Genomic DNA, 21,273 nt, shown 5'->3' with positions numbered 1-21,273 from the left:
CGGCGGGCCGCTTCATGCGATGAGCCCGATAAGCACGACGAGCGCGACGAGCGCGGTGCCACGCCCGCCGCTGTTTGCCCTGGCCCTGCTCTCCGCCGCCGCGCTCGGCTACGAAATCCTGCTGATGCGGCTGCTTTCGATCATCCTGTGGCATCACTTCGCCTACATGATGATCAGCGTGGCCTTGCTCGGCTACGGCGCCGCGGGGGCGCTGGTGGCACTGGCGCAGCCGGTGCTGGTGCGGCATTTCGTGCCGGTGTTTGCCGGCGGCGCGCTGCTGTTCGGCATCAGCGCCCTGGCCTGCTTCGAGCTTGCGCAGCGGGTCGGCTTCAACCCGCTGGAAATCCTGTGGGAGCTCACACAGCCGCTGCGCCTGGTGGCGATCTACCTGCTGCTGTTCGTGCCCTTCCTGTGCGCGGCCACCAGCGTGTGTTTGAGCTTTGCGCGCTTCCCGCTGCAGGTGCCCCGGCTCTACAGCTTCGATATCCTTGGCGCCGGGCTGGGCAGCCTGGGCATCATCGCCGCGCTGTTCGTGCTGGCTCCGGTCGATGCCCTGCGCCTGGTCAGCATGGCGGGCATGGCGGCCGCGGCGCTGGCCTGCTTCGAATGCCGCTCCTACCGCTCCAATCGCCCCTGGCTGCCGGCGCTGCTGCTGGCGATGGCAGCCGTGCCGGCGGCCATCCCCGGCAGCTGGATGGCATTGCGGCCGTCGGAGTACAAGGAGCTGAGCCAGGCGCTGCGCGTCGGCGACGCGCGCGTGGTGGCGCAGCGCTCCAGTCCCCTCGGCCAGGTCACGGTGGTTGAGAGTCCGTCGATCCCGCTGCGCCATGCGCCGGGGCTCAGCCTGAACGCCACCGCGGAACCGCCGCCGCAGCTTGCCGTGTTTACCGACGGCGACGGCCTGAGCGCGCTCAACCGCCATGACGGCCGGCGCGAGCCGCTGGCCTACCTGGGCGACCTGACCTCGGCGCTACCGTACCACCTGCTGCAGGCGCCGCGCGTGCTGGTGCTGGGCAGCGGCGCCGGCGCCGACGTGCTGCAGGCGCTCTACCACGGCGCCAGCGCGGTCGATGCCGTCGAGCTGAACCCGCAGGTGATCGCGCTGGTGCAGGACCGCTTCGGCGCGTTTTCGGGCCAGCCGTACAGCGCGGCCGGGGTGCAGGTGCATGTCGGCGAGGCGCGGGGCTTCCTGGCGGCCAGCCGGCAGCGCTACGACCTGATCCAGGTGGCGCTGCTGGATTCCTTCAGCACCTCGTCGGCGGGCCTGTATGCGCTCTCCGAAAGCTACCTCTATACCGTGGAAGCGTTCGAGGAATATCTGCGTCACCTGCGGCCCGGCGGCCTGCTGGCGATCACGCGCTGGGTCTCGCTGCCGCCGCGAGATATCCCGAAACTGTTCGCCACCGCCGTGGCGGCGATGGCGCGCGCGGGCGTGCCCGATCCGTCGCGCCGGCTGGTGCTGGTGCGCGGCTGGAACACGGCCACGCTGGTGGTCAAGCAAGGCGATTTCCAGCCCGCGGAAATCGGCGCGCTGCTCGACTTCAGCCGCGCGCGCTCGTTCGACGTCGAATACCATCCCGGCATCCGGCCTGGCGCGGCCAACCGCTACAACGTGCTCGACCAGCCGGACTTCTTCGCCGCCGCGCAGGCGCTGCTCGGCCCCGAGCGCGAGCTGTTCGTGTCGCGCTACAAGTTCGACGTGCGCCCCGCCACCGACGACCGGCCCTACTTCTTCCACTTCTTCAAATGGCGCACGCTGCCGGAGCTGATCTCGCTGAAGGCGCAGGGCGGGCTGCCCTTGCTGGACTGGGGCTATCCGGTGCTGGTGGCGACGTTGCTGCAGGCCACGGCCGCGGCGCTGCTGCTGATCGGCGTACCGCTGCGGGTGCTGCGGCGGCGCGCGCCGGCGCCACTGGTACCGGCCGCGCGCACCGGCTTCTACTTCGTCGCGGTCGGCCTTGGCTTCATGTTCGTCGAGATCGCCTTTATCCAGAAATTCATCCTGTTCCTGAGCCATCCGCTCTATGCCGTGGCGGTGGTGCTGTGCGCGTTCCTGTGCTTTGCCGGGCTGGGCAGCCGCTTTGCCCCACGCCTGCCCGTGCGCGCCGGCCCGCGGCGCGGCCGGCGCCAGGTGGCGCTGGCAATCGGCGGCGTATGCGCCGTGGCGTTGCTCTACCTGGCGGCGCTGCCCGTGGTGTTCCCGCTGCTGATTGCGTGGCCGGATCCCGCCCGCGTCGCCATTGCGGTGGCGCTGATCGCGCCGCTGGCCTTCCTGATGGGGATGCCGTTCCCGCTCGGCCTGTCCGGGCTCGCCGCGCGCGACAACAAGCTGGTGCCGTGGGCCTGGGGCATCAACGCCTGTGCCTCGGTGGTGGCGGCGGTGCTCGCCACGCTGCTGGCGATCCACGCCGGCTTTACCGTGGTGGTGCTGGTGGCGCTGCTGCTGTATGCCGCTGCCGCGCTGGCGTGCCCCTGAGGCTAGCCTGGTGCCGCTGGGCCAGCCCCCTCAGCCCGCGGCCGCGTCGCCCTGGGCCGGATGCAATGCCGGCTGGCTCGGCAGGCGCGGCACGAAGCGGTGGCGGTCGATCTCGCCGCCGCGCGCCACCAGGATGGTGCCCTCGGGAATCTCCTCCCACACGCCCTGCACGTCGATCAGCGGCTCCGACAGCACCAGGAAGGCGTCGTCGCCCGCGGCGGCGATGCGCGGGTCGTCCGGATAGAGTTCGCGCAGCTGCCGGAACGAGGTGCTGTGGAACAGCGAGCGCGAGTTGGTCTCGCTCGAATAGCGCACCGCCACGATCTGCCGGCCGTCGGTCACGCACACCGTCATGTTGAGCGGGAACTGCACGTCGTGGCGCTGGCCGACGTCCTCGATCAGCCCGGCCATCTGCTCCAGCGCGCCGACCGGGTCGCGCTCCAGCCCGAAGGTCAGCGCCAGGAAGAACATCACCTCGGAATCGGTCGAGCCCTCGATCCAGCGGAACAGGTGCGGCGCCACCGCCATCATCAGGTCGCGCCGCACCAGCGGATAGTCGCGGATCAGGCCGTTGTGGACGAACAGCCAGCGGCCGAAGCGGAACGGATGGCAGTTGGTTTCCTGCGTCGGCGTGCCGGTGGCGGCGCGCACGTGCGCGACGAACATCGGCGCGCGCACCGCCCTGGCGGTCTCGCGCAGGTTGGTGTCGCTCCACGCCGGGTGCAGGCAGCGGTAGCGGAACGGCACCTCGGCATGGCGCCCGTACCAGCCGACGCCGAAGCCGTCGCCGTTGGTGGTGGTATGACCCAGCCGGGAGTTCAGGCTCTGGTCGATCAGCGAGTGTTCCGGCTGGAACAGCACCGTCTCCAATGCAACGGATTTGCCCGAATAAGCCAGCCAGCGGCACATATTGCTCCTCCTTGTCCTTTGCGGGTGCGGCGCGGTGCCCTCCGCCCCACACTCCAGTTGTAGGACGGCGCGGCGCGAACGGCAAAGAAATGGCCCAAATGGCGCGTCGGGCACCTGCCGGCGCCCGGGGCCAGCAGCGCCCTCAGGTGAAGCGGTAAGCCAGCGAGATGATGATTGGTCCCAGCACCGGCAGCAGCACGTTGGCGATGGCATAGGTGATGGTGTAGCCGAGCAGCGGTACCGAACTCTGGCTGGCGGCAAGGATTGCGCTGATCGCCGGGGTGCTGACATGTTGCCCGGCGATCGCGCCGACCAGTAGCGGGCCCTCGATCCTGAGCAGCTTGTGCCCGATCCACAATGACAGGCACGCCGGTCCGAGCGACACCGCCAGCCCGATCAGCGGCAGCACCGCGCCGTGCTCGCGGATCAGCGCGATCGCATCCGGCCCGGCCGACAGCCCGACGCAGGCGACGAACACCGCCAGCCCGAGGTCCTTCAGGATCTGCACCGCGGACGCCGGAAAGGTGCCGAGCGACGGCTTGCGCGACTGGAGCCAGCCGAACACCAGCCCGCTCAGCAGCGCCCCGCCGCCGCTGCCCAGCGAGAGGTGCATGCCGCCCGGGCTCACGCTCAGCGTGCCCACCAGCAGGCCGGCCACGATGCCCACGCACAGGAACACCAGGTCGGTCACCTCGGAGGCCTTGGCCTCCACGCCGATGCCCGCGATGGCCTCGGACAGCGACGGCTCCAGGCCGACGATGGTGATCACGTCGCCCAGCTGCAGCGGCGTCGAGCGCGTGATCGGCAGCGACAGCCCCGAGCGCCGCACTTCCAGCACCCAGACCTCGCGCAGCCGCCGCGGACCGGCCAGGCGCGCGAGCTCGCCGAGGGTCTTGCCGTTGACGCGGCGCTTGTTCACCACCACCTGCTTTTCCACCAGCTGGATGGCATCGGTGTGCGCCTCGGGCAGCAGCACTTCCGGGCCGGTCAGCGCGGCGGCCTTCAGCAGGTTGCTGCGGATGCCGACCATGGCGAGGATATCGCCGGCCTGCACGGCGTCGTCATCGCCCAGCTCGATGCTGGCCCCGCCGCGCAGCACCTTGACCACCGAGGCCCGGCCGCCGACCTGGTGCTGCAGCTGGCTGACCGTCATGCCGGCGGCCTGGTGCACCGAGTAGGCGCGCCCGATCAGCCGCGGCAGCGCCGGCTGGGTGGCGACGTCGTCGTCGGACGCGGCCTCCATGCGCGCCGCGACCTCGCGCGCGGCCTGGCGCAGGTCGATGCCGAGCAGTGCCGGCGCGATCTGGCTGGTGAAGAACACGATGCTGATCAGCCCGACCAGGTAGGTCAGCGTATACGCGGTGGCGATATTGGCCTCGTAGCGGCCCACGGTAGCGGCATCCAGGCCCAGGTGCTTGAGCGCTTCGGCGGCGGTGCCCACCACCGCCGACTCGGTCGCGGCGCCGGCGGCCAGCCCCGCGGCGGTGCCCGGATCGAAGCCCAGGTACGCTGCCGCGCCCAGCGCGATCGCCAGCACCACCACCGCCTCCACCACCGGCAGCACCATATAGCGCAGGCTCGAGCGGTTCAGGTTGGCAAAGAACTGCGGCCCGCCCGAATAGCCCATGGCAAAGATGAACAGGGCGAAGGCCATGTCCTTCAGTTCGCCATGCATCTGGCAGCCGGTCTGCCCCATGAACAGTGCGACGATCAGCGTGCCGCACACGCCTCCCAGCTGGATCGGTCCGACCCGCGCCTTGCCCAAGAAATAGCCGAGTCCGACGGTGATGAACAGCACCAGTAACGGGTTGGCGGCAAAGGCATCAACGGTACAGGTCATGGGGGCGCGGGTTGGGTTGATGGGGAGCGGCGGGTCAGGGATTGAGCGGTGGCAGCGCCGGCTCGGCACGGCGCCGGCGCACCGGCGCAGGCCTGGCGTGCCGGCCCAGCGCCTGGGCGAGCGGGTTGCCGTCCCAGGCGGACGGAACTGGCGCCGCCCCGTAGAGATGGCGTTGCAGGCCGGTCACGGCTGCGACCAGCCCGGCATCGTCGGCGACTTCGGCCCAGGCCGCGGGCGTGGTGCCGTGGGCGGCGCGGGTCCAGCCGCCCAGCGCCTGGCTGGCGGCGGCCGCATCGCCCGCGCGGCAGGCCCGCAGCGTGGCCGCCAGCCGTGCATCAACGCCCTCGGCGCGGGCGCGGCGGCGCTCGGCGCGGCGTTGTTGCAGGCGCGCCAGGCGCGGCCGCAGCCGCCGCCACAGCAGCGCCAGCACGGCGGCGCCGAGCAGCGCGCCCGCGCCCGACAGCAGCGTGCGCCACGGCAGGCCGCCCTCGCCCGGCAGCGCGCCGGCCGACGGCCCGCCCGGCGCCAGCGACCCGGCGTTGCGCGCCGCGGCTACCTCGACCTTCACCGCCGGCGCTTCGGAGCTGGCCGGCTGCCGCGTGGCGGGATCGGTCCAGTCCGCCGTGACCGCGGGCAGCGTATAGGTGCCGGGCCGCTCGAACACATAGGTCAGCGTATCGATGCGCGTGCCGCCCGCGCCCGGCGCCGCTTGTGCCTGGTCGGACAGCCGCGCATCCCCGCGGAACATGCGCACGCCGCGCGGCGACCCGGCATGCGGCGGCACGATCATCATCGCCTGGGTCTGCGGCGCAAAGGTGGTGACGGTGCGCACCAGCGCATCGCCCGCATGCAGCCGCACCACGCCGTGGTCGGGGTCATGGTCCAGCGTCTGCGTCACGCTGAGCCGCGCCACCGGCAACAAGCGCCGGCCGGCTGTGGCAGCCGCCGCAGCGGTGCTGCTGCCGCCCGTGCCGGCCCGGATCGTGATGACCGGCAAGGTGACGCTGCCCTCGCGCGGCGCGCCGTCGTCGCCGGCGTAGGTCACGCGGATGGTCGCGGCCGGCAGCCGGAACTCGCCGTCCTGCTCGGCGGTGAAGGCGTAGGTCTTGCGAATGCCCGCATAGGCGACGCCATCGATGGTCTCGGTGGAATTCACGGCGCGCGCATCGGGCAAGGTGACCACCGCGCCCGGCACCGCAAGCGGCGGGAACTCCGGCGCCGACAGGAAATAGTTGGGCGCGAGGATGGTGACGTCGATGCCGACCTGCTGGCCCACCAGCACCGGCTGGTGCGCGCCAACGTCGACACGGACGATGGGCCCGGCGGCCGCCCGCGCCGGCCAGGGCCAGAGGCAAGCCGCCAGCAGCACCAGCGGCACGGCGCGCCGCAGCCACGCGCGAGCTGGCATGGCGTGGCGCCTCATCGCGCGCCCTGCGCCGGCGCCGCCTGCCCGTGCTGCAGCGCGAACTTGCGCTGCAGCAGGTCGGTCGGCGTGGTCTGGATCGCGCGCATCCACATCTCGGCATCCTGCGTCAGCACCACCTGCAGCGACTTGCCGCCCGGTGCCGACGGCTTCGCGGCGTCGTACTTGACCTGGTCCGGCGGCAGGTCGGGCGGCTCTTCGCCGTCGTCGGGATCCGGCTTTTCCTTCGGCAACTGCTGCGCCAGCAGCTTTTCCATCAGCGCCAGGTTGGCGGCTGCCTCTGGCCACTGCGGCTGTCGCTTCAGCGCCTGACGGTAGCGCGCGGCGGCCTGCCGGTACTGGCCCTGCCGCGCCAGCGTATTGCCCTGGTTGTAGTCCGCCTGCGCGGAATCGACCCGCGCGAAGCTCTGCACCGCCTGCGCGTACTGGCCGGCGCGATACTGGGCGATGCCACGCCACATCGGGTCGTCGAACAGCGTCGCGGCGCGGGCAAAGTCGCCTTGCTCGAAGGCGCGCCGGCCTTGCTGGTCATGCGTCAGCCACAGGTCGACGAAGCGCCATGGGCGTACCGCACTGGCTTGCGTGGCTGGCGCGGATGACTGCGCGCGCGCCTCGGGCGGTGCGGCAAGCGCCAGCGCCAGCAGCAGGCCCGCGCTCCAGCGCACGGTCCAGCCCTTGCGGAACCACAGCATCGCCAGCAGCGCGAGCGGCGGCACCAGCCACCAGCCTTCATCCTTCCAGCGGGTGCGGTCGCCGGCCTGCATTTGTTCGAGATGGGACTGCACGTGGCGCTGCACCCAGGCCACGTCGTCGTCGCTGTCCGGCGTGAAGGTCGCCACCGCCACGTCGCTGTCATCGCCGAAGCGCTCCAGCGCTTTCACATCGAGCCGCGCAAACACGCGCGCGCCGTCCTGCTCGACAAAGCCGCCCGCGGCATTGCGCAGCGGCCCGCCCTGCTCGGTGCCCAGCGCCAGCACCACCGGCTGGCTGCGGCCGCTGTCGGCCTGGGCGCGGAACGCGGCCGCGGCGGCGGGGTCGACGCCGTCGGTCAGGAACAGGATGGTGCCCGGCACGGGTTCGCGCTTCAGGTCGGCGTCGATCACGCGCAGCGCCTGCGCCATGTCGCGCCCGGGCACCGGCATGATGCGGGTCTGCAGCGCATCGGCGAAGGTCTGCAGCAGGCTGGCGTCGTCGGTCAGCGGCAACACCAGGTGGGTCGAGCCGGCATAGGCATAGATGGCGGTGCGGCCGCCGTCGCGGCGTGCCAGCAGCGCCTTGATCTTGAGCTTGGCGCGCTCCAGCCGCGTGGGCGTGACGTCGACCGCGTCCATGCTCGGCGACAGGTCCACGGCGATCGCCAGCGGCGCCTTGTCGTCGAGGAACGGCGGGCGTTCCTGGCGCCAGCTCGGGCCCGCCAGCGCCACCGTGCCCAGCGCCAGCAGCAGCGCGGTCAGGTGCACCGGGCGCAGCACCAGGCGGCGGCGTTCGCCGAGCATCAGCGCGTCGAGCAGGTGCGGCGCGATGGTATCGCGCCAGCGCCGCCGCACGTCGCCGCGGCGCCGCACCGCCCACACCAGCAGCGCCGCAGGCAGCAGCCCCAGCAGCCACCACGGGCGCAGGAAATGGAAGTGGGCAAGCGGGTCGAGCCAGGCCGGCATCAGCGCCCGCTCCCGGCGGCATCCGCCATCGCGCCCGGCTGGTCCACCGCTTCCGTCGCTTCCGCCACGTCGGCACGGGGTGGCCGGGGCCGCGCGACCCACGCCGAATAGCCGAACATCAGCAGCTGGTACGCCAGCACCAGCGCCAGCGCCGCGCCCAGCGGCCACATGAACAGCTCGCGCCGCGGCCGCCACGACAGCGTCTTCTGGTCATGCGGCGTGATCCGGTCGAGGGTCGCGTAGATGCTCTCCAGGCCGGCCTGGTCGGCGCCGAAGAAATAGCGCCCGCCGGTCTGCGCCGCCAGCCGCTGCAGCACGTCGAGGTCGACCTTCTGCTCGCCCGCGGCGTTGGGGTCGCCGATGCCGATGGTATGCACCACCACCTTGCGTTCGCGCGCGATGCCGCCGGCGCGCTCGGGCGGCATCCGGCTGGCGGTGTCGTTGCCGTCGGTCAGCACGATCATCACCCGCTCCGGCGCTTCGCTGTGCCCGAACAGCTTGATGCCGAGGCCGATGGCATCGCCCAGCGCCGTGCTCGGTCCGGCCATGCCGGGCAGCAGGTCGGCCAGCAGCGCCTGCACCAGCTGGTGGTCCAGCGTAAACGGTGCCAGCGGGTATGGCGCATCGCCGAACACCACCAGGCCGATGCGGTCGCCCGGGCGCCGCGCCACAAAGTTACTGACCACCTGCCGCACCGCCTGCACGCGCGGGATCAGCGCGCCGGACGGAGCGCGGAAGTCGCGCGTGTCCATCGACTGCGACAGGTCCAGCGCCAGCAGCAGGTCGCGCGCCGGCTGCACCTTCTGCACCGGCGCCTCGAGGTACTGCGGCCGCGCCAGCGCCGTTACCACCAGCACCCACGCCAGCGGCGCCAGCACCCATTGCAGCCGGTTGCGGCGCGGCACCACGGCGCCAGCGGCCGGCGTCAGGCCGGCGGCACTGGCGACCTCGCCAAAGAACGGCAGCCGCACCGACGGACTTTCCTCGCGGTACGGCGGCAGCCACCACCACAGCAGCAAGGGCAGCGGCAGCAGCGCGAACAGCCACGGATATTCAAACTGGTACATGGTGCTCCGCGATCCAGCGCCGGCATGCCGCGGCCACGGCGCGCACCTGGGTGTCGGGCCATTGCGCCAGCGCGGCGTCGCCGCGGTACTCGGCGTCTTGCACCAGCGCGGCTAGCTGCGGCGCTACATCCTCGGCCCGCCCCGCATGCGCCTGCAGGAACTCGGCCCAGCCGCCGCCAGCCAGGCTGGCTACCTGCGCACGCGGCCACGCCGCCAGCGCGGTGCGCTTGAGCAGCGCCGCCATCGCGCGCAAGGCCGCGGCGCGGTGTGCGGGGTCCGGGTCCTGCGGCAGCGCCGCCAGCTCCGCCAGCGCCTCGCGCCGGTAGCGGTTGGCGCGGTGGCGCCGCCAGCCGCGCCAGCCGGCCCAGGCCAGCGCCAGCAGCAGCACGCCGCCGGCGATCGGCCAGCCGATGGTCTGCGGCATCCACGACGGCGGCGGCGGCACGGCGAGGTCGGCCAGCGTTGCCAGGGTCGCCGGGGCGGCGCTGTGCGTCAGGCTCATCGCGCCGCCCCCGCGCGTTGCCGCACCGGCGCCTGCTGCAGCGGCCGGCCCAGCAGCCGGCGCAACTGCGGCGCGGTCTCCTCGGCGGCGGACAACGGCAGCAGCGGCACGCCCATGGCATGGTGCCAGTCCAGCAGCGCCCGGGCGCGGGCATCGGCAAACTCGGCGATGCCGCGCCGCGTCGCGGCATGGCCGAAGCCCAGCTCGACCTGCAGCTCGCCGTCGCTGACCACCAGTTGCCCCGAGCCCGGCAGCGCGCCGAGGAACGGATCATGGACCAGGATGGTCAGCACATCGTTGTGCGTCGCCAGCGCCAGCATCAGGTCGCGGGTGCGGGTGTCATGACCGTCGAAATCGCTGACGACGATCACCAGGCAGTCATGGCGCGCCATGCGCGCGGTGCGCTCCAGCGCCGCGTTGAGCTGCCCCGCGGCGCGGCGCGCCGGCGCGTCGGCGCGCAGGGCCTGGTTGAAGCGCGCGATGCCGCCCAGCAGCTGCTGCACCGCGTCGCGGCTGCGGCGCGGCGCAAATGCTTCGATGCGGTCGTCGCCCAGCACCACGCCGCCGACGCGGTCGCCTTCGGCGAGCACGCGCCACGCCGCCAGCGCCGCCGCCTCGGCCGCGCTGACCGACTTCATCGCGCGCCGGCTGCCGAAGAACATGTTGATGCGCTGGTCCACCACCAGCAGCACCGGGCGGTCCTTTTCCTCGGTGTAGACGCGCACATGGGGCTTGCCAGTGCGCGCGGTCACGCGCCAGTCCATGCTGCGGATATCGTCGCCGGGCAGGTACAGCCGCAATTCCTCGAAGGTCAGCCCGCGCCCGCGCACGCGCGAGGCATGGCGCCCGGCCAGCACGCTGTGCACCGGCTGGCGCGGCAGGAAATGGAAATCGCGCGCGGCCACCTCGAGCCGGGCCAGCGCCGCGGCATCCACGCTGACACCGGCCAGCGCCTGCGAAGACGGTGCGCGTGCCGCGTCCGGGGCGGCGCGGGCGATGGCGCGGAATGGCAGGCGCATGGGGAAGCCCTCGCGGTGGTTCAGGCCACCGCCACCTGCTGCACCAGGCGCTCGATCACGGCATCGGCGCCGACGCCGGCGGCATGCGCCTCGTACGACAGGATCAGCCGGTGGCGGAACACATCGCCGACCACGGCCTGCACGTCCTCGGGCGTGACGAAGTCGCGCCCGTGCAGCCACGCATGCGCGCGCGCCACCTTGTCGAGCCCGATCGAGCCGCGCGGGCTCACGCCCACCTGGATCCACTTGTCGAGGTCGTCGTCGACGGGCTTGGGCGCGCGCGTGGCGTGCACCAGCGCAACGATGTAGCGCTCGACCGCCTCGCTGACATGGATGCCATGGATGGCTGCGCGCGCGGCGAAGATGGTCTCGGGCGCCAGCCGCACCGGAGCGCTTGCGCCCGCGGCCGCGCCACCCGCCTCTTCCGTGCGCGCCAGCCTGACGATGTCGGCCTCGGCCTGCGCTTCGGGATAGCCCACGCTGACATGCATCAGGAAGCGGTCCATCTGCGCCTCGGGCAGCGGGTAGGTGCCCTCCTGTTCGATCGGGTTCTGCGTCGCCATCACCAGGAACAGCGGCTCGAGCTTGTGGGTGGTGCCGCCGACGGTGACCTGGCGCTCTTCCATCGCCTCCAGCAGCGCCGCCTGGACCTTGGCCGGCGAGCGGTTGACCTCGTCGGCCAGCACCAGGTTGGCGAACACCGGGCCGGCCTGGAAGCGGAACTCGCCCTTGCCGCCTTCGCTGAAGTAGATCTCCGAGCCGGTGATGTCCGCCGGCAGCAGGTCCGGCGTGAACTGGATCCGCGACAGCCGCGCATCGAGGTTGCGCGCCAGCATCTTGATGGCGCGGGTCTTGGCCAGCCCCGGCAGGCCTTCCACCAGCAGGTGGCCGTCCGCCAGCAGGCCCAGCAGCAGGCGCTCGATCATGCGCTGCTGGCCCACGATCGATTCGCCCATGCGCTGCTGCAGGGCCAGGACGTCGTCGCGTGTGCTCATGGGGCGTTCCTTGGAGTGTTCTCTGATGCAGCCGGGGCGCGGCGGGCCTGCCCGCCGACGAACCACGCGTAGTAGGGATTGTCGGGATCGGCGCGCATGGCCTGCGTGACATGGCTGGCCCACGCCTCGCGGTCGCCGCGGTAGGCGTCGAGGCCGGCGCGGTAGAACGTATGCAGGATCTCGCGCTCGTGGCGCAGCTCGCGCCAGAAGGCATCGTCGGCGCCCGCCAGCGGCGGTTCGCTCTGCAGCGACAGCAGCCTCGACAACGATTCCGGGAAGGCATCGGGGCGGACCCAGCCGGCATATTCGATGCGCGGGCGGTCGTCGGTCACCGGCGGGGCGTCGGCCGCATACCAGTCGAGCCCGGCGCGGTCGGTGACCCAGGTGGCCAGCAGCGCCGCCGCCGAGCGCACGCCGACCGCCTGCAGCGCGGCGGCGACCTCGGGCTGCGCAAAGCGCGCGCGGACCTGCGCCACCTCCAGCGCCAGCGGCGACATCGAACCGACCAGCAGCATCTCGTGCAGCTCGGTGGTCCACAGCGAGGCGTGCGGGAACACGTCGAGGAAGCTGCGCACCAGCATGCGCGTATCGGCGTCGTTCTGCGTCGGCAGCGGCAGCCACTGCGCCACCAGGCCGCCGGGCTGCAGCCGCGTTGCCGCGAGCCGGTAGAAGTCGGTCGAATACAGGTTGGCCACGCCGGCGGCCGATGGCGGCGGCGGCTCCAGCGTGACCAGGTCGTACTGCTGCGGGCTCTGCAGCAGTTCGCGCCGGCCGTCGCGCAGGCGGATCTCCACGCGCGGGTCGGTGGCGACGCCGAAATTCCCCTTGAAGCTGGGCACCGCGCGCGCGACCGGCGGCAGCAGCTCCGCCACCACGCGCCGCTCCAGCCCCGGCCACGCCAGCGTCGCGCCCGCCGTGATGCCGGTGCCGAGCCCGATCACCAGCGCCGACTTCGGCGCACCGTTATGCACGATCAACGGCAGCAGCGCCTGCAGCCGCATATAGCGCTGCGAGGTCATGGCATCGCCGGAATTGGACACGCCCTGGATGTAGAGGCGCCGGAAGCGGTTGGTGGCGGAGCTTTGCTCGACCACCGCCACGGTGGCGCCGCGCCCTTCCTCGTAGAACACCAGTTCGCCGCCGCGCGCCCGCGCCAGCAGCGTGGCGAGGCGGTCGGGCGGCGCCAGCGCGGCGGCGATCACCGCGAGCACGCCCAACATCGGCACCGCCCAGCGCGCCGCGGGCCGCACGCCGCTGCCCAGCGCCACCGCCACCACCCCGACCACCGCCGCCGCGACCGCCAGCAGCGCCAGCGTACGTACCAGTCCCAGGTACGGCACCAGCACGAAGCCGGCCAGCGCGGTGCCGGCGATGCCGCCAAGCGTGTTGAGCGCGATCACGCGGCCCACGCCCGCGCCGATGCGCCGGCTGTCGACACTGACGCGCAGCACGAACGGGAACGCCGCGCCCAGCAGCAGCGTCGGCACGAACACCACCGTCAGCGCCGCCAGCGCAAAGCGCGCGCAGGCCGCCAGCAGCGGGCTCGCGGTCAGGCCCTGCACCCACGCCGACAGGCTGCCCTGTGCGCGCAGCAGCCATTCGCCCAGCAGCACGAATTCCAGCAAAGCCACCAGCCCGGCCGCCGCCACCAGCAGCCCGAAGACGCCCCACGGGTCGCGCGCGCGGTCGGCATGGCGCGCCGCCAGCGCGCTGCCGATGGCCAGTCCCGCCAGGTAGGTGGCCAGCACCACGGTGAAGGCAAAGGTGCGCGTGCTGAGGAACTGCACGATGGCCTGCGACCAGACCACCTCGTAGCCGAGCGCGATGCCGCCGGCGGCGGCATACAGCAGCAGCGCGAGCCGGCCGTTGGCGACCTCGCCGGCGGCGGCGGCATCTTGCGCTGCGTGGGCGCCGGCGGGAGCGGACGGGCGCGTTGCCCGCCGCGCCAGCAGCCACGCTGCCAGCGCCGCGACGCCGTTGAGCGTGCCCGCGGCGATCGCGCTGCCGAGGATGCCGAGCGCGGGCACCAGCACAAAGCCCGCCAGCAGCGTGCCGGCGATCGCGCCGGCAGTGTTGGCAGCATAGAGCCGCCCGCCGTGGGTGCCGACGCGGCCCGGGGCCGACCCAAGCACGCGCATCAGCACCGGCAGCGTGCCGCCCATCGCGGCCGCCGGCAGGATCACCAGCACGAACGGCAACGCCCACGCCAGCAGGCCCACCCGGCTTTCCAGCCAGGCAAACGGCGCGGCGGCCTGCGCCAGGGCCAGCGTCGCGCCGACCCCCAGCACCAGCACCGCGAGTTCCAGCCAGGCATACAGCCGCAGCGGATGGCCATGGCGGTCGGCGATGCGGCCGAAGACCCAGCCGCCCAGTGCCAGGCCGCCAAAGAATGCGCTCACGGCGGTGGTGACGGCGTGTACCTCGACACCCACCACCAGCGCGAGCTGCCTGATCCAAAGCACCTGGAACACCAGCCCCGCGGTGCCCGAGGCAAAAAGCAGCAGGGCAGGCACCAGCGCGGCGTCATGCCACGCCAGCTTGTCCTGCCCCGCCTGCGCGGCGGCCCGGGCGCCCTGCCCGCTGGTGGCCGTCGCATGCCGCACCTTATCCTTGCCGGAGCCTGCGCCGGCGCGCGCTTCTACCATGGTGCGATCCCTGTGGAATGGGCCAGCCGGCCTTTGCAGTGGAAGCCGGCTGGCCGGTCACGCCGGAGGCTACTTGCCGCCGGCCGCGCCCCTGTCGATCGACGACATCACCGCCTCGGTCATCTGGTCGATGGTGAAACTCGCCGGCCGCTGGCTGGGCGGGTAGTCCTTGAACGTCTGCAGGAACGGCGCCACCCGCGAGGACGCATAACCGATCATGTAGGCGTTCTTCGCGGTCCAGTCGTAGTACTGGTCCGAAACCGTATCGGCCCGCTCATAGGGGTCCATGCGCAGGTTGAATGCCTTGGGCACCCGCAGGCAGGTGAACGGATTGGCCCAGACCTGGAAGCCACCCGGCTGGCGCTGTTCGCAGAACACGAACTTCCAGTCGTTGTGGCGCATCGCCACCAGCTGGCCGTCATCGTTGAAATAGAAGAAGTCCTGGCGCGGCCCGGTGTTGGTCTGCCCGGTCAGGTATGGCAGGAAGTTGTAGCCGTCCAGATGCACCTTGAACGATTTGCCGCCGATGCTGGTGCCCTTGAGCAGCCGGTCCTTGATATCGGCATCGCCGGCCGCGGCCAGCAGCGTCGGGAACCAGTCGAGCCCGGAAATCATCGTGGTGGACACCGTGTTGGGCTTGACCCGGCCCGGCCAGCGGATGATCGCCGGCACCCGGAACGCGCCTTCCCAGTTGGTGTCCTTCTCGCTGCGGAACGGCGTGGTCGCGGCATCGGGCCAGCTGAACTGGTTGGGGCCGTTGTCGGTACTGTAGATCACGATGGTGTTGTCGGCGATCTTCAGGTCGTCGAGCGCCTTGAGCAGCTTGCCGACGTGGCCGTCGTGCTCGATCATGCCGTCGGCGTACTCGTTGCCCGGCATGCCGCTCTGCCCCCGCATCGACTCGCGCACGTGGGTGAACACGTGCATGCGGGTGGTGTTCATCCACACGAAGAAGGGCTTGTCGGCCTTCACCTGCTTGTCGATGAAGCCGATCGCCGCCGTGGTGGTCTCGTCGTCGATGGTCTCCATGCGCTTGCGGTTCAGCGGGCCGGTGTCCTGGACCTTGCCGTCGGCAAAGGAGTGGATCACGCCGCGCGGCGCGTTGGCCTTGACCCAGGCCTCGTCGTTCTTCGGATAGTACGGGCGCTCCGGCTCCTCCTCCGCGTTCAGGTGATAGAGGTTGCCGAAGAACTCGTCGAAGCCGTGCGCGGTGGGCAGGTACTCGTTGCGGTCGCCCAGGTGGTTCTTGCCGAACTGGCCGGTGGCATAGCCCAGCGGCTTGAGCGCCTGGGCAATGGTCACGTTCTGCGCCTGCAGGCCCACCGGCGCGCCCGGGATGCCGACCTTCAGCAGGCCCGTGCGCAGCCCGACTTCACCGGTGATGAAGGTGGAGCGGCCGGCGGTGCAGCTGTTCTCGCCGTAGTAGTCGGTGAACAGCATGCCCTCCTGGGCAATGCGGTCGATGTTCGGGGTGCGGTAACCTACCACGCCATGGCTGTAGGCGCTGATGTTGGTCTGGCCGATGTCATCGCCAAAGATCACCAGGATGTTCGGCTTCTTGCCGGAGGCGGCCGGTGCCGCCAGCGCGGGCGCGGAGGCCGCGGCAACCGGCGCGCTGGTCGCCACTGGCGGATTCTCGCGGGCCGGTACCGGTGCGGCCGCGCTCGGTGCCGGCGTCGCGGCGGGCGCCTGCGCCGCCGGCTGCTGCGCCTTTGGCGCGGTTTCCTTCTTGTCGCAGCCTGTCACCGCGACCACCACGGCGGCCACGGCCAGCAGCGCCAGCCTGGACCTCCGCCCTCTGACTATGCGTTCTTCAACTCTGTGCATGTCCCGCCTCCGTTCATTGACCCGTTACGGTCGGTTTGCCGCTGGTTTGCCGCTGATACGTGTGGTCATGGCTTGCCGGCCGGATAGACCTGCTGCCAGTCCCGCTTCATGCTGACCACCGTCCAGCCCTTGACGCGGGCCGCGTCAAGGGCCTTGTCGAGCTTGCCCACCCTGGACTGGCGGTCATAGGCGAACTCGCGCTCGGCATCGTCGTGATGCACCAGTACTCCCAGGCGCGGGCCTTCGCCGCCCGTGGTGTACTCCAGCATCTGCAGGTCGCCGTCGGAGTTGCCCACGGCGAGGATGGGCCGGCGGCCGATATGGCGGTAGATGCCGACCGGCTTGCCCGGCCCGTCATCGATGAAATCCAGCTTGGGGTCGCGCACCAGCACCGGCTTGCCGTCGCGCACCTGGTAGCGCACCGCCTGCGAAGAGCCGATCACCTGTTCGGGCGGGATGCCGTAGATGGCCTGGCTCCACGGCCGCATGAAGTCGATGGTGCCGCCCGAGACAATGTAGGTCTTGAAGCCATTGGCGCGCAGGTAGGACAGCAGTTCCAGCTGCGGCTGGTACACCAGTTCGGTGTAAGGCCGGTTGAATTTGGGATGCCGGGACTTTGCCAGCCAGTCGCGGATGGTGCGGTCGTACTCGTCGACGGTCATGCCGCTGTTGGCCCTGGCGATCAGCGTGGCCAGCTGCTTTTCGTTGCGCATCAGGCCCTGCATATCGTTGGCCATCAGCGCCTTGAAGGCCGGGTTGTTGCGCCACTCCGGGTGCTGCGGCGCCGCGGCGCGGATCTGGTCGAGCAGGAAGAAGAACTGGAAGTACAGCGGCTGCTCGCTCCACAGCGTGCCGTCGTTGTCGAACACGGCCACGCGCTCCTCTGGCGGCACGAAGCCTGGCGAGCCCGGTCGCGTCACGTCGGCGACGAACTTCAGCAACGCCTGCCGCGCCGCGCCGTCGCGCCACGACGGCAGCGCCGACTGTGCGGTCTGCACCGGCTGCGCGGCCGCATCCTGCGCCGTCGGCGCGGTCGCGGAGGTCGAGCAGCCGGCCAGCGCCAGGCCGGCCAGCGCCAGCGCGGCGATGGCCTTGCGCGTGTGGCTGGCAAGGATTGCGGAAGTCGCTGCCATGGTCATATTGCTCGCTCCTGACGCGGATTGTGCTTCTGGAAAGAATCGTGGTCCGCGCGCGTCGTCAGCGCGCTGCGGGCCCGACATGGCCGGTCATGGCCACCGTTGGCCGGCGTTGCATTTCCGCCCAGCGGCCTTCGTCCATCACCAGGCGGAAGCCGAGGTGCGACATGCTGTTGAAGGGATCGGTGCCGCGCCGTGCGCTGGGGCGGTAGCTCAGGCAGAAATCCTCGTTGCACAGGAACGAGCCGCCGCGCGTGACGCGCTTGGGCGCGTTGACCGGCACCCCCGGTTCGGAAGGGTCCCACGACGCCAGCGGGCCCGCCGGGTTTTCGATCGGCTGCGCCCTGCCGGCTTCGCGCCGGAACTGGTCGGCGCGGTACCAGTCCGCGACCCACTGCCAGGCATTGCCGGTCATGTCGGCAAGGCCGTAGCCGTTGGGCGGAAAGGTGCCGACGGGGCTGGTGCCCAGCGCGCCGCCGGCCTTGGGGCTGACCACGGGGAACGGCTGGTTCTGCTGCCCCTGCCAGACATTGGCCATCTGCCTGCCGTCGGGGGCAAACTGCTCGCCCCAGGCATAGGTCGCCTGCTCGAGCCCGCCGCGCGCCGCGAACTCCCATTCCGCCTCGGTCGGCAGCCGCTTCCCGGCCCACCTGGCATACGCCTGTGCGTCTTCGTATGAAACCTGCACCACCGGGTGGTTGTCCTTGCCCTCGATCGAGCTGCCGGGACCGGTCGGATGGCGCCAGTCGGCGCCGGGCACATAGCGCCACCAGCGCGAATAGTCCTGCAGCGGCACCGGCCTCGGCGTGCCGACGAAGACCATGCCGCCCGCGACCATGGCGCTGTCGGGCGGGCGCGGCGTGCCGGGCGGCAGCTGCACGCGCAGGGTTTCCCAGTCCGGCGCGCGCTCGGCGGTGGTGACATAACCGGTGGCTTCGACGAACTTGCGGAATTGCGCGTTGGTGACGTGGTGCTGGTCCATCCAGAACCCATGCACGCGCACCTTGTGCGCCGGCTTTTCATTGGGCTGCGCCATCTTGCTGTCGCTGCCCATCAGGAAGTCGCCTCCCGGCACGCGCACCATGCCGGCGGGACCCGTCTTGCCATCGCCGACGACAATTGCCGGCGCGGCCGGGATCCGTCCCTTCAGATACCAGTAGCTGCCGCCAAGGCCGGCCGCGAGCCCGACGCCGAGCAGGCCCGCCAGCAGCCACGCCCGCCTGCCGCCGCTCCGTGCGGCCGCCAGGGCCGCGGGGCCTGCACCGGGATTGCCGCTATCACGTGGTCCGCTCATTCCTATTGTCTCTGTATGCAAAACACTGCGCCGATCAGCGAAAACAATGATCTCAGATGGGTTCGGCAATCAGAAGTCAGCTTTTTATGATTTCAGGCAGCAGTGAATTAAGTTTTTTTCTCATTCCGCTGTCGCCTCAGCGCCAGGCGCTGCCGACCTGGATATAGAACGCGTTCTGGCCCTTGCTGTGCGCCACATCGAGGCCGATCGACACCCCCAGCTTGCGCGCGATCATGTAGCGAAAGCCCGCGCCGACGCTGTAGATGGTCGAAGCATCGGAAAAATCGTGCCAGCGCCCATAGGCCTTGCCGACGCCGGTAAAGCCCAGCAGCGACCAGCGCGGGGTCACGTCCCAGCGCAATTCCATTTCCGCCGCCAGCGCATTGCGGTCCTGGTAGCGCCCCTTCTGCACGCCGCGCAGGTCGACGTACGGCTGCGCATAGAACGGCACGTCGCCGCTGGAAAAGCGCGTATCGGCACGCAGGCCGAGGATCACGGTGCGCGCCAGCGGCAGCCAGGTAAAGCCGCGCGCGTTATACATGTTGAACGACTGGGTACTGCCGAAGCCGCCGCGCGCGAACTGCGCCTCGAGTTCGGCATAGCTGCCGTGGCTGGGGTAGAAGATGTTGTCGCGCGAGTCGTAGTCGATCACCAGGCCGGCCTTGCCGATGCGCTGGGTCCGGTCGAAGCTGCCCAGCTCGCCGGCATCGCCAAACTTGAAGGTCGCGGTCGAATCGAAATACACATAGCGCGGGCCCACGTACCAGCGGGTGTCGGCGATGCGCACCAGCAGCTGCTGCACCAGGAACACCCCGCGCAGCTCATAGGCACGCGGCTGGTCGCGCAAGCCGTAGTAGTCGAGGTTGGCATCGACCTTGGCCAGCGCGCCGAGATAGCGGTAACGGTCGCCGTCCCAGGTGTGGAAATGCGCGACGCCGGCGCCCCAGGTGCCATTCTCGGTATACGCGCCGCCGATGCCGGTGATGTTGGGCGGCGCCGGGCCCTTGCCGCTGGCCCTGGCGCTGGCGGCCGCGTCGGCCATCGATTGCGAGAAGAACATCAGCCCGAGGCCCGCACCATAGCCGACCGCGGGCTCGGTGATGATGGTGGGCACGGGCAGCGCGCCGCTGTGGTTGAGCAGGAAGTCGCTCATGTCCAGCGCGCCATCTTCCGGGTCGAAGAACGACAGCGGCTTCTTTGCGCCAGCCGCGTCGGCCTGCGCCCATGCGCCGCCGCACCAGCACAAGGCCAGTGCGAACATCAGCGCGGCAAGGCGTCTTGTCATGGCGGGACGAATCATCAGCAAGCATCATCGCCGGGCGGCTTCGGCCTTGTGAAGTAAATATTTGCGATGCCGTAATGAAAATTTTTGCGTGCTTTTTTTGCGTGTTTTCGCGCCAACAGGGACGCGGGGGTTTGCTGCTAGTATGCAATGTCAAAAAACCGGCGCGGGCGCCGACCGCATGCCCTGCCCGGTCTGTCCTGCCCGGTCTGTCCTGCCTGTTGATGCCCATGCCAAAGACCCTCGCGCAACGGCTTGCCTTGACTGCCTCGCTGCTGCTGGCCTGCGCTGGCGCCCACGCCACCGAAGGCGCGCTCGGGCGTCCCGTGACCGGCACCAGCGTGCTCCCCAATGCGGGGGTGGTGTCGCCCGAACCGGCGCTGATCGTCAACATCGGCGAGATCTATCTCGACGGCTCGATCGGCGGCAGCCGCACCGTGCCGATCGCGGGCAAGGCTTCGGCGGGGATCGATGGCAAGATCGCCTTCACCCTGGCCACGGTGATGAAAGTGTGGGACACCGACACCGGCGCCTGGAACTTTGCCTCCAGCTTTACGCTGCCCTATGTGTGGACCAAGGTCACGGCCAACCTTGCCGTCGGCGGCCGCGGCATGAGCACGCAGGACACCGCCTCGAACCTGTTCGACATCTCGTTCGCACCGGTCATCGCCGGCTATCATTTTTCCAAGACCGAACATGTGGCGCTGAGCCTGAACGTGTGGGCACCGACCGGCAAGTACGACCCCAATGCGCTAGCCAATCCCAGCCTCAACAACTGGACCTTCATTCCGCAGGTGGCCTACACCAGGCTGTTCCCCGAACACGGGCTCGAGTTCGACGCCGTCGCCGGCATCCAGTTCTATACCCGCAACCACGCCACCGATTACCAGAACGCGCCGCTGTTCACGCTCGACACGATGCTGCTCAAGCGCTTTGCCAACGGCGCCGGCGTGGGCCTGATCGCCGGCACCACGCAGCAGCTGGGCGACGACAGCGGCCCGCTGGCAGACCGCCTGAACGGCTTCCGCGGCCACGACTGGGCGGTGGGGCCGATCGTCACCTACGACACCAAGATCGGCGCCAAAAGCCTGCTGTCGCTGGGCCTGCGCTGGGTGCCGTCGGTGGCGAGCAAGAACCGGCTGAAGAGCACCAACACCTTCATGGGCACGGCGACGCTGGTGTTCTGAAGGCATCACGCGC

General features: G+C 70.6%; 15 protein-coding genes. 2 read left to right on the top strand and 13 right to left on the bottom strand.

What is annotated here, in order from left to right; translation table 11 throughout:
- Positions 1-55: 55 nt before the first annotated feature.
- Positions 56-2,476: a spermine/spermidine synthase domain-containing protein gene (locus MKD38_RS22640; RefSeq protein WP_252680242.1), complete on the top strand. Its 2,421-nt coding sequence runs from the start codon at positions 56-58 to the stop codon at positions 2,474-2,476.
- Positions 2,477-2,506: 30 nt separating this feature from the next.
- Here the strand turns inward: MKD38_RS22640 and MKD38_RS22635 are convergent, their stop codons facing one another.
- The 13 genes from MKD38_RS22635 to MKD38_RS22575 form a co-directional block, all read right to left on the bottom strand.
- On the bottom strand, positions 2,507-3,385 hold the full coding sequence (locus MKD38_RS22635) for a class II glutamine amidotransferase (RefSeq protein ID WP_252680240.1): 879 nt from the start codon (positions 3,383-3,385) through the stop codon (positions 2,507-2,509).
- Between the two features lie 142 nt (positions 3,386-3,527).
- A complete protein-coding gene (gene aspT / locus MKD38_RS22630; RefSeq protein ID WP_252680238.1) occupies positions 3,528-5,225 on the bottom strand; it encodes an aspartate-alanine antiporter in 1,698 nt (565 codons plus the stop codon).
- Positions 5,226-5,259: 34 nt separating this feature from the next.
- A complete protein-coding gene (locus tag MKD38_RS22625) occupies positions 5,260-6,633 on the bottom strand; it encodes a BatD family protein (RefSeq protein WP_252680236.1) in 1,374 nt (457 codons plus the stop codon).
- Positions 6,634-6,644: 11 nt separating this feature from the next.
- Positions 6,645-8,306, bottom strand: a complete 1,662-nt coding sequence (locus MKD38_RS22620) for a VWA domain-containing protein (protein WP_252680234.1) — start codon at positions 8,304-8,306, stop codon at positions 6,645-6,647.
- Positions 8,306-9,373, bottom strand: coding sequence for a vWA domain-containing protein (locus MKD38_RS22615; RefSeq protein WP_252680232.1), 1,068 nt, complete (start codon positions 9,371-9,373; stop codon positions 8,306-8,308). Before MKD38_RS22615 ends, MKD38_RS22620 begins: the two co-directional genes overlap by 1 nt.
- On the bottom strand, positions 9,360-9,875 hold the full coding sequence (locus MKD38_RS22610; RefSeq protein ID WP_252680230.1) for a DUF4381 domain-containing protein: 516 nt from the start codon (positions 9,873-9,875) through the stop codon (positions 9,360-9,362). Before MKD38_RS22610 ends, MKD38_RS22615 begins: the two co-directional genes overlap by 14 nt.
- A complete protein-coding gene (locus MKD38_RS22605) occupies positions 9,872-10,894 on the bottom strand; it encodes a DUF58 domain-containing protein (RefSeq protein WP_252680228.1) in 1,023 nt (340 codons plus the stop codon). The genes MKD38_RS22610 and MKD38_RS22605 overlap by 4 nt, the downstream gene beginning before the upstream one ends.
- Positions 10,895-10,914: 20 nt before the next feature.
- Positions 10,915-11,889 (bottom strand): AAA family ATPase, encoded by a 975-nt coding sequence (locus MKD38_RS22600; protein ID WP_252680226.1) that lies wholly within the window; start codon positions 11,887-11,889, stop codon positions 10,915-10,917.
- A complete protein-coding gene (locus tag MKD38_RS22595; RefSeq protein ID WP_252680224.1) occupies positions 11,886-14,534 on the bottom strand; it encodes a fused MFS/spermidine synthase in 2,649 nt (882 codons plus the stop codon). Before MKD38_RS22595 ends, MKD38_RS22600 begins: the two co-directional genes overlap by 4 nt.
- A 69-nt stretch (positions 14,535-14,603) precedes the next feature.
- A complete protein-coding gene (locus MKD38_RS22590; RefSeq protein WP_252680222.1) occupies positions 14,604-16,361 on the bottom strand; it encodes an arylsulfatase in 1,758 nt (585 codons plus the stop codon).
- Positions 16,362-16,426: 65 nt separating this feature from the next.
- Positions 16,427-17,500: an HAD family hydrolase gene (locus MKD38_RS22585; protein ID WP_252680220.1), complete on the bottom strand. Its 1,074-nt coding sequence runs from the start codon at positions 17,498-17,500 to the stop codon at positions 16,427-16,429.
- 58 nt (positions 17,501-17,558) lie between these two features.
- Complete coding sequence (locus tag MKD38_RS22580; protein ID WP_252680219.1) at positions 17,559-18,791, bottom strand: formylglycine-generating enzyme family protein; 1,233 nt, start codon at positions 18,789-18,791, stop codon at positions 17,559-17,561.
- 136 nt (positions 18,792-18,927) lie between these two features.
- A complete protein-coding gene (locus MKD38_RS22575; protein ID WP_252680217.1) occupies positions 18,928-20,076 on the bottom strand; it encodes a BamA/TamA family outer membrane protein in 1,149 nt (382 codons plus the stop codon).
- 227 nt (positions 20,077-20,303) lie between these two features.
- Between MKD38_RS22575 and MKD38_RS22570 the strand changes: the two genes are divergently transcribed.
- Positions 20,304-21,260, top strand: a complete 957-nt coding sequence (locus tag MKD38_RS22570) for a SphA family protein (RefSeq protein ID WP_252680215.1) — start codon at positions 20,304-20,306, stop codon at positions 21,258-21,260.
- Positions 21,261-21,273 lie beyond the last annotated feature (13 nt).

It is taken from the genome of Cupriavidus sp. WGlv3 (assembly GCF_023952475.1).
GTDB classification, from domain to species: Bacteria; Pseudomonadota; Gammaproteobacteria; order Burkholderiales; family Burkholderiaceae; genus Cupriavidus; species Cupriavidus phytorum.
The sequence above is the reverse complement of the archived record's forward strand: the minus strand, read 5'-3'. Positions and strand labels throughout refer to the sequence as shown.

Coding starts and splice junctions, on each gene's coding strand:
- MKD38_RS22635 (WP_252680240.1), bottom strand. CDS start 3,385: ATGTGCCGCTGGCTGGCTTATTCGGGCAAATCCGTTGCATTGGAGACG.
- aspT (WP_252680238.1), bottom strand. CDS start 5,225: ATGACCTGTACCGTTGATGCCTTTGCCGCCAACCCGTTACTGGTGCTG.
- MKD38_RS22625 (WP_252680236.1), bottom strand. CDS start 6,633: ATGCCAGCTCGCGCGTGGCTGCGGCGCGCCGTGCCGCTGGTGCTGCTG.
- MKD38_RS22620 (WP_252680234.1), bottom strand. CDS start 8,306: ATGCCGGCCTGGCTCGACCCGCTTGCCCACTTCCATTTCCTGCGCCCG.
- MKD38_RS22615 (WP_252680232.1), bottom strand. CDS start 9,373: ATGTACCAGTTTGAATATCCGTGGCTGTTCGCGCTGCTGCCGCTGCCC.
- MKD38_RS22610 (WP_252680230.1), bottom strand. CDS start 9,875: ATGAGCCTGACGCACAGCGCCGCCCCGGCGACCCTGGCAACGCTGGCC.
- MKD38_RS22605 (WP_252680228.1), bottom strand. CDS start 10,894: ATGCGCCTGCCATTCCGCGCCATCGCCCGCGCCGCCCCGGACGCGGCA.
- MKD38_RS22600 (WP_252680226.1), bottom strand. CDS start 11,889: ATGAGCACACGCGACGACGTCCTGGCCCTGCAGCAGCGCATGGGCGAA.
- MKD38_RS22595 (WP_252680224.1), bottom strand. CDS start 14,534: ATGGTAGAAGCGCGCGCCGGCGCAGGCTCCGGCAAGGATAAGGTGCGG.
- MKD38_RS22590 (WP_252680222.1), bottom strand. CDS start 16,361: ATGCACAGAGTTGAAGAACGCATAGTCAGAGGGCGGAGGTCCAGGCTG.
- MKD38_RS22585 (WP_252680220.1), bottom strand. CDS start 17,500: ATGACCATGGCAGCGACTTCCGCAATCCTTGCCAGCCACACGCGCAAG.
- MKD38_RS22580 (WP_252680219.1), bottom strand. CDS start 18,791: ATGAGCGGACCACGTGATAGCGGCAATCCCGGTGCAGGCCCCGCGGCC.
- MKD38_RS22575 (WP_252680217.1), bottom strand. CDS start 20,076: ATGACAAGACGCCTTGCCGCGCTGATGTTCGCACTGGCCTTGTGCTGG.
- MKD38_RS22570 (WP_252680215.1), top strand. CDS start 20,304: ATGCCAAAGACCCTCGCGCAACGGCTTGCCTTGACTGCCTCGCTGCTG.